At 61.9% G+C, this 12312-nt stretch carries 11 protein-coding genes; all 11 read left to right on the top strand.

Annotation, left to right across the window (positions count from 1 at the left end):
* Positions 1–39 precede the first annotated feature (39 nt).
* The 11 genes from HRH33_RS24415 to HRH33_RS24365 all read left to right on the top strand — a co-directional run bounded on the left by HRH33_RS24415 (position 40) and on the right by HRH33_RS24365 (position 12305).
* On the top strand, positions 40–2034 hold the full coding sequence (locus HRH33_RS24415) for a PAS domain-containing sensor histidine kinase (protein ID WP_167417615.1): 1995 nt from the start codon (positions 40–42) through the stop codon (positions 2032–2034).
* 18 nt (positions 2035–2052) lie between these two features.
* A complete protein-coding gene (locus HRH33_RS24410; protein WP_034101058.1) occupies positions 2053–2682 on the top strand; it encodes a response regulator in 630 nt (209 codons plus the stop codon).
* 225 nt (positions 2683–2907) lie between these two features.
* Positions 2908–4020, top strand: coding sequence for an ABC transporter ATP-binding protein (locus HRH33_RS24405; RefSeq protein ID WP_034139537.1), 1113 nt, complete (start codon positions 2908–2910; stop codon positions 4018–4020).
* A gap of 45 nt (positions 4021–4065) precedes the next feature.
* Positions 4066–5106: an ABC transporter substrate-binding protein gene (locus HRH33_RS24400; RefSeq protein WP_034139536.1), complete on the top strand. Its 1041-nt coding sequence runs from the start codon at positions 4066–4068 to the stop codon at positions 5104–5106.
* 95 nt (positions 5107–5201) lie between these two features.
* Complete coding sequence (locus HRH33_RS24395; RefSeq protein WP_034101053.1) at positions 5202–6449, top strand: ABC transporter permease; 1248 nt, start codon at positions 5202–5204, stop codon at positions 6447–6449.
* Between the two features lie 12 nt (positions 6450–6461).
* On the top strand, positions 6462–7286 hold the full coding sequence (locus HRH33_RS24390) for an ABC transporter permease (RefSeq protein WP_034115270.1): 825 nt from the start codon (positions 6462–6464) through the stop codon (positions 7284–7286).
* Positions 7287–7426: 140 nt separating this feature from the next.
* A complete protein-coding gene (locus HRH33_RS24385) occupies positions 7427–8575 on the top strand; it encodes an iron-containing alcohol dehydrogenase (RefSeq protein ID WP_034139535.1) in 1149 nt (382 codons plus the stop codon).
* An 84-nt stretch (positions 8576–8659) separates the two neighbouring features.
* Entirely contained in the window at positions 8660–9334 is a 675-nt protein-coding gene (gene rpe, locus HRH33_RS24380; protein ID WP_034101050.1) for a ribulose-phosphate 3-epimerase, read from the top strand.
* Positions 9331–10149, top strand: coding sequence for a phosphoglycolate phosphatase (locus HRH33_RS24375; RefSeq protein WP_034139534.1), 819 nt, complete (start codon positions 9331–9333; stop codon positions 10147–10149). Before rpe ends, HRH33_RS24375 begins: the two co-directional genes overlap by 4 nt.
* A gap of 71 nt (positions 10150–10220) precedes the next feature.
* Entirely contained in the window at positions 10221–11702 is a 1482-nt protein-coding gene (gene trpE / locus HRH33_RS24370) for an anthranilate synthase component I (protein ID WP_034101048.1), read from the top strand.
* Between the two features lie 9 nt (positions 11703–11711).
* On the top strand, positions 11712–12305 hold the full coding sequence (locus HRH33_RS24365) for an aminodeoxychorismate/anthranilate synthase component II (protein WP_034101046.1): 594 nt from the start codon (positions 11712–11714) through the stop codon (positions 12303–12305).
* The last annotated feature ends 7 nt before the right edge of the window (positions 12306–12312 follow it).

Below are 12312 nucleotides of genomic sequence, written 5' to 3'. Positions count from 1 at the left end.
AGGTTGGTCAGTATTTGTCAGTGATGTGAGACGTGGATCATGGGTTTTCGCTGTCTGCTGCTTATCGGCTGTTTGTGCGTTGCCTTGATGGCGAACGCCGCCCCCGCGCCTGGCGTACCGCAGGCGCAACTCACTGCGCAGCAGCGCCAATGGCTGACCGAGCATCCGGAGCTGCGGGTCGGCGTAGTGTTGCAAGCGCCTTACGCGCAGTACGATCGGCGCCTACAGCGTTTGTCGGGGGCCAATGTCGAATTGATGCAGTGGCTGGCCAAAGCGCTGAATATCGAACTGACGTGGCGCAACTTTCCCACCCAGGAGCAGTTGGAAGAGGCCGTACGCGAGGGCGAGGTGGACATGGCTCCCGGCCTGCAGCAGACCCCGGCCGGCCTGCGCCTGTGGTTGTTCACCGACCCCTATATGCGCGTGCCCCAGCGTGTGGTGGGCATTCGTGAGGGCGGCGCTGCCGTGGAGCTGGAAAAGCTCGATGATCAATCCCGCGTTGCGGTGCGCATGCCCAGTGCCGTGGCCGATTACCTGCGCAGCACATACCCCAATCTCAATCTGCAAGGCGTGCCCATGGAGCGCCAGGCCCTGCAATTGCTGGTCAGCCAACAGGCCCGCTATGCGGTGGTGGATGAAGCGCAACTGAGTCGTCTGTCCGCCGAAGCGGAATTCGCCGGGCTGGCGGTGGTGGGGGATATCGGCCTACCGCAACTCTTGCGTGTAGCCACCCGCCGCGAATGGCCGGAACTGGCGGGCATCATGGAAAGCGCGCTGCGTGCCATTCCCGCCCGTGACCTGGACCAACTGCACAACCGCTGGCTGCAACCCCAATATCCCCGGCTAACGCAGTCCCCGGGGCTATGGCAGAACCTGAGCCTGTTGCTGTGCCTGCTGCTGCTCGCCAGCCTGGCGGTGGTGTTCTGGCAGCGTCGCCACCAACGCCAACTGGAACACGACCTGCTTGCCGCCCGCGAAGAAAGCGCCGCCCGTGCGGCCGGTGCCCAGGCGTTGCGGTTGACGCAGTTCTCCATCGATCAAAGCACCGTCGGCATTCTCTGGGTGAACTGGGACAGTCATGTGCGCTACGCCAACCGTGCGGCCGAAAACATGCTCGGTTATGGCCCCGGCACTTTGATCGAGCGGCCGCTGGTCGACCTCGACCCCACGCTGGACATGGACCGCTGGCTCAATCTGTGGAAACGCGCACGGGCCAGCGAGGAAGGACCGCAGAATTTCGCCACCGATTGTTTGCGCGCCGATGGCAGCATCCTGCCGGCCAACGTTTCCTTGAGTTTTGTGCGCTTTGCCGATGCCGAGTACCTGGTGGTGTACCTCAACGACGTCACCGAACTGCGCCGCACCCTGGCCGCCTTGCTGCAAAGCGAGGCGCAATTGCGCGAGCTGTCGGCCCACCTGGAAACCGTGCGCGAAGAAGAAAAGGCCCGTATCGCCCGTGAAGTGCACGATGAACTCGGCCAGATGCTCACCGTGCTCAAGCTGGAAACCTCCATGTGCGAGCTGGCCTACGCGCAGTTGGACCCCGGCCTGCATGAGCGCCTGAACAGCATGAAGCGCCTGATCGCCCAGCTTTTCCAATTGGTGCGCGACGTGGCCACTGCGCTGCGCCCGCCGATTCTCGATGCGGGCATTGCCTCGGCCATCGAGTGGCAGGCCCGGCGCTTTGAAGCGCGCACGCACATTCCTTGCCTGGTGCAGGTGCCGGATAACCTACCGGCCCTGAGCGACGCCAAGGCCGTCGGCCTGTTTCGTATCTTGCAAGAGGCGCTGACCAATGTGATGCGCCATGCCCAGGCGCATACTGTGGAACTTAGCCTGGCGATTGAAGGCACCGACCTGCGCCTGACCATCAGCGACGACGGCGTCGGCTTCGTTCAGGCACAAGGCCGTGCGACCTCGTTCGGCCTGGTGGGCATGCGCGAGCGGGTGTTGATAATGGGCGGGCAACTGAGCCTGCACAGCGAGCTGGGGGAGGGCACCACCCTGAGCGTGACGGTGCCATTGGATGCCTGACAATAAGAGGAAAGCCTTGTGATCCGTGTACTGGTAGCCGAAGACCACACCATCGTCCGTGAAGGCATCAAGCAATTGATCGGCCTGGCCAAAGACCTGCAGGTGGTGGGAGAGGCGAGCAATGGCGAGCAGTTATTGGAGACGCTGCGCCATGTGGCCTGCGAGGTGGTGTTGCTGGACATCTCCATGCCGGGCGTCAATGGCCTGGAAGCGATTGCGCGGATTCGGGCATTGAACAACCCGCCGGCGATCCTGGTGCTGTCGATGCATGACGAAGCGCAGATGGCCGCGCGGGCCTTGAAGGTCGGCGCCGCCGGCTACGCCACCAAGGACAGTGATCCGGCGTTGCTGCTGACGGCGATTCGCAAGGTAGCGGCCGGTGGGCGCTATATCGACCCGGACCTGGCCGACCGGATGGTCTTCGAAGTCGGCCTCACCGATGCCCGCCCACTGCATTCATTGCTTTCGGAGCGCGAGTTCTCGGTGTTCGAACGCCTGGCGCAGGGCGCCAATGTCAATGACATCGCCCAGCAACTGGCCCTCAGCAGCAAGACCATCAGCACCCACAAGGCGCGCCTGATGCAGAAGCTTAATATCACCTCCCTGGCCGAGCTGGTGCGGTACGCCATGGAACACAAGCTTCTGTAGCGGCATATCTATTTGCGACACCCCGCAAAACCGCGCCGCACCCATTCTTGCCGCTTGCAGCGAGGGTCTTGCCGCCGCACTGTCCAGTGCCCGCCATCGGTGTAGGGCGATCCCTACCCCCAACCTTCCAACCGGCTGATGAGATTCTCTCCTGGCCCCCGATTTCCGGGGCCTCGCCCCTGGACTACGCTTGTGCCACAGCAGTCCAAAATAAAAGGTGCGGGTATGAGCGAGGTGGATTCAAATGATGTGCTGGTCAGCTTTCGTGGCGTGCAGAAGAGCTACGACGGCGAGAACCTGATCGTCAAAGACCTCAACCTGGAGATCCGCAAGGGCGAGTTCCTCACCTTGCTCGGGCCTTCAGGGTCGGGCAAGACCACCAGCCTGATGATGCTCGCCGGCTTCGAAACCCCGACCGCCGGTGAGATCCAGCTGGCCGGGCGCTCTATCAACAACGTGCCGCCGCATAAGCGCGATATCGGCATGGTGTTCCAGAACTACGCGTTGTTCCCGCACATGACCGTCGCCGAGAACCTGGCGTTCCCGCTGTCGGTGCGCGGTTTGAGCAAGACCGACATCAGCGAGCGCGTCAAACGCGTGCTCAGCATGGTCCAGCTCGACGCCTTCGCCCAGCGCTACCCGGCGCAGCTCTCCGGCGGTCAGCAACAGCGCGTGGCCTTGGCCCGAGCGCTGGTGTTCGAACCGCAACTGGTGCTGATGGACGAACCCCTCGGCGCCCTCGACAAACAACTGCGCGAACACATGCAGATGGAGATCAAGCACCTACACCAGCGCCTCGGCGTGACCGTGGTGTATGTGACCCACGACCAGGGCGAAGCCTTGACCATGTCCGACCGCGTTGCGGTGTTCCACCAGGGCGAGATCCAGCAGATCGCCGCGCCGCGCACCCTGTATGAAGAGCCGAAGAACACCTTCGTCGCCAACTTCATCGGCGAAAACAACCGTCTCAACGGTCGCCTGCACAGCCGCAGCGGCGAACGCTGCGTGGTGGAGCTGGCGCGGGGCGAGAAGGTCGAGGCGCTGGCGGTGAACGTCGGCCAGGTCGGCGGCCCGGTGACGTTGTCGGTGCGCCCGGAGCGCGTCAGCCTCAATGGCTCCAGCGAAAGCTGCGTCAACCGCTTCTCGGGGCGTGTGGCGGAATTTATCTACCTGGGCGACCACGTGCGGGTGCGCCTGGAAGTCTGCGGTAAGGCCGATTTTTTTGTGAAACAACCGATCGCCGAGCTGGACCCAGCCCTGGCAGTCGGCGACGTGGTACCGATTGGCTGGCAAGTCGAGCACGTTCGCGCACTCGACCCACTTCTAGAGGCGAATTGATCGCCCCCCATGGCTTCACCAACCCTGCACGTGGAGAGAACAACAATGTTGAGATCCCTGAAGTATTCGGCCCTGGCAATTGGCTTGATGGGCGCAACACAGGCCATGGCCGGCCCGGATTTGACCGTCGTGTCGTTCGGCGGCGCGAACAAGGCGGCACAGGTCAAGGCCTTCTATGCACCGTGGGAAAGCGCGGGCAACGGCAAGATCGTCGCCGGTGAGTACAACGGTGAGATGGCCAAGGTCAAAGCCATGGTCGACACCAAGAGCGTGTCCTGGGACCTGGTGGAAGTGGAGTCGCCGGAACTGTCCCGCGGTTGCGACGAAGACATGTTCGAGCCACTGGACCCGAAACTGTTCGGCGACAGCGCGAACTACGTGAAGGGCGCCATCCAGCCGTGCGGCGTGGGCTTCTTTGTTTGGTCGACCGTGCTGGCCTACAACGCCGACAAACTGGCCTCCGCGCCAACCAGCTGGGCGGATTTCTGGGACACCAAGAAATTCCCGGGCAAGCGCGGCCTGCGCAAAGGCGCCAAGTACACCTTGGAGTTTGCATTGATGGCCGACGGCGTCGCACCCAAAGACGTCTACAAAGTGCTGGCCGGCAAAGATGGCCAGGACCGTGCGTTCAAAAAGCTCGATGAACTCAAACCGTCGATCCAATGGTGGGAAGCCGGCGCGCAACCGCCGCAGTACCTGGCCTCTGGTGACGTAGTGATGAGCTCGGCCTACAACGGTCGTATCGCCGCCGTGCAGAAAGAAAGCAACCTGAAAGTGGTGTGGAACGGCGGTATCTACGACTTCGACGCCTGGGCCATTCCAAAAGGCCTGGCCAAGGACCGCGCCGAAGCGGCGAAGAAGTTCATCGCCTTCTCGGTTGCGCCGCAGCAGCAGAAGACCTACTCGGAAAACATTGCCTACGGCCCGGCCAACACCCAAGCCGTACCGCTGCTGGCCAAGGACATCCTCAAGGACATGCCGACCACCCCGGAAAACATCGCCAATCAGGTGCAGATCGACGTGAGCTTCTGGGCTGATAACGGTGAGCAGCTCGAACAGCGCTTCAACTCCTGGGCTGCGAAGTAACACCGCATAACCCTGTGGGAGGGGGCAAGCCCCCTCCCACAAGGGATTTCTTGTGTGTGAAAGATTGCATTCATTTTCAAGATTCGGAGTCAGCCATGGCCATCGCCGTTCCCTCGAACGAGGTCAACAGCCCCACCCTCAAGCAGCGTCTGGCGCGTGCCGAGCGGCTCAATCGCTGGAAAGCCCAAGCGTTGATTGCGCCGCTGGTGCTGTTCCTGCTGTTGGTGTTTCTGGTGCCAATCGTCGCATTGCTCTACAAAAGCGTCGGTAACCCAGAAGTGGTAGGCGGTTTGCCGCGGACCGTGGTGGCGGTGAAAACCTGGGATGGGCGCGGTCTGCCGGGCGAACCGGTATACCAGGCGCTCAGCGAAGATTTGGGCGAAGCGCGCAAAAATCAGACCCTGGGCGATCTGTCCAAACGCTTGAACATGGAACTGGCCGGCTATCGCAGCCTGCTGACCAAAACCGCACGGGCGCTGCCGTTTACCGAAGTGCCCGGCTCTTATAAAGAAGCGTTGGAAAACCTCGACGAGCGTTGGGGAGACCCAGCGTACTGGCAGGCGATCCGGCGCAACACCAACAGCTTTACGCCGTTCTACCTGCTGGCGGCGGTGGATCACCGCATCGACGACCTCGGCGAAGTGGCGCCGGCCACTCCGGATCAGGCGATTTACCTGGATATCTTCGCCCGTACGTTCTGGATGGGCCTGGTGATCACTGCCATTTGCTTGCTGCTGGCGTACCCGTTGGCGTACCTGCTGGCCAATCTGCCAGCGCGCAAAAGTAACTTGTTGATGATCCTGGTGCTGTTGCCGTTCTGGACCTCGATCCTGGTGCGGGTGGCGGCGTGGATCGTGCTGCTGCAATCCGGCGGGCTGATCAACAGCGCGCTGCTGAGCATGGGGCTGATCGATAAGCCCCTGGAGTTGGTGTTCAACCGCACTGGGGTCTACATCTCCATGGTGCACATTCTGCTGCCGTTCATGATCCTGCCGATCTACAGCGTGATGAAGGGTATCTCGCCAACCTACATGCGCGCGGCGATTTCCCTGGGCTGCCACCCGTTCACCAGTTTCTGGCGCGTGTACTTCCCGCAGACCTACGCCGGCGTTGGCGCTGGTTGCCTGCTGGTGTTCATTCTGGCGATTGGTTACTACATCACCCCGGCGCTGCTGGGCAGCCCGAACGACCAGATGGTCAGCTACTTCGTGGCCTTCTACACCAACACCAGCATCAACTGGGGGATGGCCACGGCACTGGGCGGCTTGCTGCTGTTGGCGACCGTATTGCTGTACCTGATCTACAATCGGCTGGTCGGCGCCAGCCGCCTGCGCCTGAGCTAAGGAGACCTTGCGATGCTGAGCCCTTATATGTCACCGGTGGAGCGGGTGTGGTTTTACAGCTTGCGGATTCTCTGCGGCCTGATCCTGCTGTTTCTGATACTGCCAGTGCTGGTGATCATCCCCCTGTCGTTCAACAGCGGCAGCTTTCTGGTGTACCCGCTGCAAGGCTTCTCTCTGCACTGGTACCAAGATTTCTTCGCCTCGGCGGAGTGGATGCGCGCCCTGAAAAACAGCATCATCGTCGCCCCGGCGGCCACGGTGCTGGCCATGGTCTTCGGCACCTTGGCGGCCATCGGCCTGACCCGCGGCGACTTCCCCGGTAAGGCGCTGGTGATGGCTTTGGTGATTTCGCCGATGGTCGTGCCGGTGGTGATCATCGGCGTGGCCAGCTACCTGTTCTTCGCGCCGCTGGGCCTGGGCAACAGCTTCTTCTCGCTGATCGTGGTGCATGCGGTGTTGGGTGTGCCGTTCGTGATCATCACCGTGTCGGCCACTTTGCAGGGCTTCAACCATAACCTGGTGCGGGCGGCGGCCAGCCTGGGGGCGTCGCCGTTGACCGCATTCCGTCGGGTGACGTTGCCGCTGATTGCGCCGGGGGTAATTTCGGGAGCGCTGTTCGCGTTCGCCACCTCGTTCGATGAGGTGGTGGTGACGCTGTTCCTCGCCGGCCCCGAGCAAGCGACCTTGCCACGTCAGATGTTTAGCGGCATCCGCGAAAACCTCAGCCCCACCATTGCCGCGGCGGCGACGTTGCTGATTGCGTTCTCGGTGCTGCTGTTGCTGACCCTGGAATGGCTGCGCGGGCGCAGCGAAAAACTGCGTACTGCTCAGGTGTAAAGTCCAGCGCAGAACCTATGGGGGAAGGGGCAAGCTTCATCCCACATAGGTTCTATGACCATTCAGCCGCTGAATGAAAGACAACCTGTTTCAGTCAGCTACTCTTGTGCCAGCCCATCCATCAAAAAGAGGCCGCGCACATGAGTTCTTCCTCATTCAAGATCGCCCACAAACTGCTGACCGGCGCCGGTGCCATCGAGCAACTGGCCGCCGAGCTGACGCGCCTGGATGTGGATAACCCACTGATTGTCACCGATGCCGCACTGGTCCAGTCCGGCACGGTGGCGCTGGCTCTGGAGCATTTGGGCGGGCGCAGCTATGAGATTTTCGACCGCGTAAAACCCGACCCGGAAATCGCCATTGTCGAAGACTGCATGCAGGCGTACCGCGACGGCGGGCACGACGGTTTGATTGGCGTGGGCGGTGGCAGCGCCATCGACATTGCCAAAAGCGTGGCTGCCTACGCCGGATATCACGGTGCGTTGGCGGATTTGTTCGGCGTCGACCAGGTGCCGCGCAAGGGCCCGCCGCTGATCGCGATTCCCACCACCGCCGGCACCGGCTCGGAGGTGACCAATGTGGCGATCCTCTCGGACAAGGCCGCCCAGTTGAAAAAAGGCATCGTCAGCGATTACCTGTTGCCGGATGTCGCGCTGATCAGCCCACAAATGACCCTCACCTGCCCGCGCAGCGTCACCGCCGCCAGCGGCGTGGACGCGCTGGTGCACGCGATCGAATCCTACTTGTCGCTCAATGCCTCGCCGATTACCGATGCGCTTGCCATTGGCGCGATCAAGCTGATCGTCAACGCGCTGCCCAAGGCCTACGCCAACCCGGTTGACCTGAAGGCTCGTGACGACATGGCCACCGCCAGCCTGATGGCCGGCATGGCCTTCGGTAACGCCGGCGTGGGCGCGGTGCATGCCTTGGCGTACCCGCTGGGCGGGCGCTACAACGTCGGTCACGGCGTGAGTAACTCGTTGCTGCTGCCCTACGTGATGCAGTGGAATAAATTGGCGTGTGTCGAACGCATGCGCGACATCGCCGAGGCCATGGGCGTGAATGTGGCCGGCTTGAGTGTCAACGCTGCCGCCGATCAGGCCGTCGAGGCGATGACGCGCCTGTGCGCCGATGTGGAGATCCCCTCCGGGCTGCGCAGTTTCGGGGTAACCGAAGATGCCATCCCCGCCATGGCTGCGGAGGCGGCAGGTATTGAGCGCTTGATGCGCAACAACCCGCGCAAGCTCAGCGCGGCTGACATCGAGAAAATCTACCGAGCCGCCTACTAGCCATTGAGCCAGGTCACGGTGCGCGGGACAAAGCATGAGGTATACAATGCGCGCCATCGTGATTTAGCTCAGAAAAGGTGCGTCATGCAGCCCTTCGTCATTGCTCCATCGATTCTCTCCGCCGACTTCGCCCGCCTGGGCGAAGAAGTGGACAAGGTACTGGCCGCCGGCGCCGACTTCGTCCACTTCGATGTTATGGACAACCACTATGTGCCCAACCTGACCATCGGCCCGATGGTCTGCGCGGCGCTGCGCAAGTACGGCATCACCGCGCCTATCGACGCGCACCTGATGGTCAGCCCGGTGGATCGCATCATCGGCGACTTCGTTGAAGCCGGCGCCACTTACATCACCTTCCACCCGGAAGCCTCGCTGCACGTCGACCGCACCTTGCAACTGATCCGCGAAGGCGGCTGCAAGGCCGGCCTGGTGTTCAACCCGGCGACGCCGCTGGACGTGCTCAAGTACGTGATGGACAAGGTCGATATGGTGTTGCTGATGAGCGTCAACCCTGGCTTCGGCGGGCAGAAGTTCATCCCCGGCACCCTCGACAAGCTGCGCGAAGCCCGTGCACTGATCGACGCCTCCGGCCGTGATATCCGCCTGGAAATCGACGGTGGGGTGAACGTCAACAACATTCGCGAAATCGCCGCTGCCGGCGCTGACACCTTTGTGGCCGGCTCGGCGATCTTCAATGCTCCGGACTATCAGGAAGTTATCGCCAAGATGCGTGCTGAACTGGCGCTGGCGCGTCCATGAGCGGCTTTGAGCAGTTATTCCCCGGCAAATTGCCACGGCTGGTGATGTTCGATCTGGACGGTACGTTGATCGATTCGGTGCCCGACTTGGCAGCGGCGGTGGACCACATGCTGCTCAAACTGGGGCGCAAGCCGGTGGGCATCGAAGCGGTGCGCGAATGGGTTGGTAACGGCGCGCAGATGCTGGTGCGTCGGGCCCTGGCCAATCACATCGATGCCCAGGGTGTCGATGAGGTCGAGGCCGAGCGGGCACTGGAATTGTTCAATGAAGCCTATGAAGGCAGCCACGAACTTACGGTGGTCTACCCCGGCGTGCGAGACACCCTCAAATGGTTGAGCAAACAGGGCGTGGAAATGGCCCTGATCACCAACAAGCCGGAGCGCTTTGTTGCGCCATTGCTGGACCAGATGAAAATCGGTCGTTATTTCCGCTGGATCATCGGCGGCGATACCTTGCCACAGAAAAAACCCGACCCAGCGGCGCTGTTTTTCGTGATGAAAATGGCCAATATCCCGGCCTCCCAGTCATTGTTCGTCGGCGATTCGCGCAATGACGTGCTGGCGGCCAAGGCGGCCGGCGTGCAGTGTGTGGCGCTCAGTTACGGCTATAACCATGGTCGGCCGATTGCCGAAGAATCGCCGACATTGGTGATCGATGACCTGCGACTGCTAATCCCCGGTTGCTTGGGAGCGGGCGCTGAGATAACGTTGCCCGACACCGATCCGTCCCCTTCTGGAAATTCCATCGTGGTGGTCACTCGCAAACTCTGGATGAAAGTCATCAAGGCCCTGGCCCGCTGGCGTTGGCGCGCCTGACTGATCCTGGCCGCACCTGTGCGGCACGTTTGCCTACCTGACTGTTAGACCCTCACACCACGAGGCACCTCATGATCCGTGAAGAATTCCTGCGTTTGGCCGCTGCCGGCTATAACCGCATCCCCCTGGCCTGCGAAACCCTGGCCGACTTCGATACGCCGCTGTCGATCTACCTGAAACTGGCCGACGCCCCCAACTCCTACCTGTTGGAGTCGGTGCAGGGCGGCGAGAAATGGGGCCGTTACTCGATCATCGGCCTGCCGTGCCGCACCGTGCTGCGGGTTTACGACCATCACATCAGCATTACCCACGATGGCGTCGAAGTCGAAAGTCACGACGTAGAAGACCCGTTGGCCTTCGTCGAAGCGTTCAAGGCGCGCTATAACGTGCCGACCATCGCCGGCCTGCCGCGTTTCAACGGTGGCCTGGTGGGGTATTTCGGCTACGACTGCGTGCGCTATGTGGAGCAACGCCTGGGCAAGTGCCCGAACCCCGATCCTTTGGGCGTGCCGGACATTCTGCTGATGGTCTCCGACGCGGTGGTGGTGTTCGATAACCTCGCCGGCAAGATGCACGCCATTGTCCTCGCCGACCCGGCCCAGGCGGACGCGTTCGAGCAAGGCCTGGCCAGCCTCGAAGCGCTGCTGGAAAAGCTGCGCCAGCCAATCACTCCGCGTCGCGGCCTGGACCTCAGCCGGCCGCCGGCGGCCGACCCGGTGTTCCGCTCCAGTTTCACCCAGGATGACTACGAGCGTGCGGTCGACACCATCAAGGAATACATCCTCGCTGGTGACTGCATGCAGGTAGTGCCGTCGCAGCGCATGTCCATCGACTTCAAGGCGGCGCCGATCGATCTGTATCGCGCGCTGCGCTGCTTCAACCCGACGCCGTACATGTACTTCTTCAACTTCGGTGACTTCCACGTGGTGGGCAGTTCGCCGGAGGTGCTGGTGCGCGTCGAAGACAACCTGATCACCGTGCGCCCGATTGCCGGCACGCGTCCGCGCGGCGCGACCGAAGAAGCGGATCTGGCCCTGGAAGAAGACCTGCTGAGCGACGACAAGGAAATCGCCGAGCACCTGATGCTGATCGACCTGGGCCGCAACGACACCGGGCGCGTCTCGGAAATCGGTTCGGTCAAACTCACCGAGAAGATGGTGATCGAGCGCTATTCCAACGTGATGCACATCGTGTCCAACGTTACCGGCGAGTTGAAAGCCGGGCTGACCGCGATGGACGCACTGCGGGCGATTCTGCCGGCAGGTACGTTATCGGGGGCGCCGAAGATCCGTGCGATGGAAATCATCGATGAGCTGGAACCGGTCAAACGCGGCGTGTACGGCGGTGCGGTTGGCTATTTCGCCTGGAATGGCAACATGGACACCGCGATTGCGATCCGCACCGCGGTGATCAAGGACGGGGAGCTGCATGTACAGGCCGGTGGCGGAATCGTCGCCGACTCGGTGCCGGCCCTCGAATGGGAAGAAACCTTGAACAAGCGCCGCGCAATGTTCCGCGCTGTGGCGCTGGCCGAACAGACCCCCAATTCCTGAGGTTCCCCCATGTTGCTGATGATTGATAACTACGACTCCTTTACCTACAACGTGGTGCAGTACCTGGGCGAGCTGGGTGCCGAGGTCAAGGTGGTGCGCAACGACGAACTGACCGTGGCTGAAATTGCCGCGCTGAACCCCGAACGCATCGTGGTTTCGCCAGGCCCTTGCACGCCGACCGAGGCGGGTATTTCCCTCGAAGCCATTAAGTATTTCGCCGGCAAGCTGCCGATCCTGGGCGTGTGCCTGGGGCACCAGTCTATCGGCCAGGCCTTTGGCGGTGATGTGGTGCGCGCGCGCCAGGTGATGCACGGCAAGACCAGCCCGGTGTTTCATAACAATGTGGGTGTTTTCCAGGGCCTGAACCTGCCGGTGACGGTCACTCGCTACCATTCGCTGGTAGTCAAGCGCGAGACTTTGCCGGAGTGCCTGGAACTGACCGCCTGGACTCAGCTGGAAGACGGCTCCGTCGACGAGATCATGGGGCTGCGCCACAAAACACTGAATGTCGAAGGGGTGCAATTCCATCCCGAGTCGATCCTCACCGAGCAGGGCTACGAGCTGTTCGCTAACTTTCTCAAGCAGAGCGGCGGCACGCGCTAAGGACTTT

Source organism: Pseudomonas rhodesiae (assembly GCF_013285305.1).
GTDB classification, from domain to species: Bacteria; Pseudomonadota; Gammaproteobacteria; order Pseudomonadales; family Pseudomonadaceae; genus Aquipseudomonas; species Aquipseudomonas rhodesiae.
The sequence above is the reverse complement of the archived record's forward strand: the minus strand, read 5'-3'. Positions and strand labels throughout refer to the sequence as shown.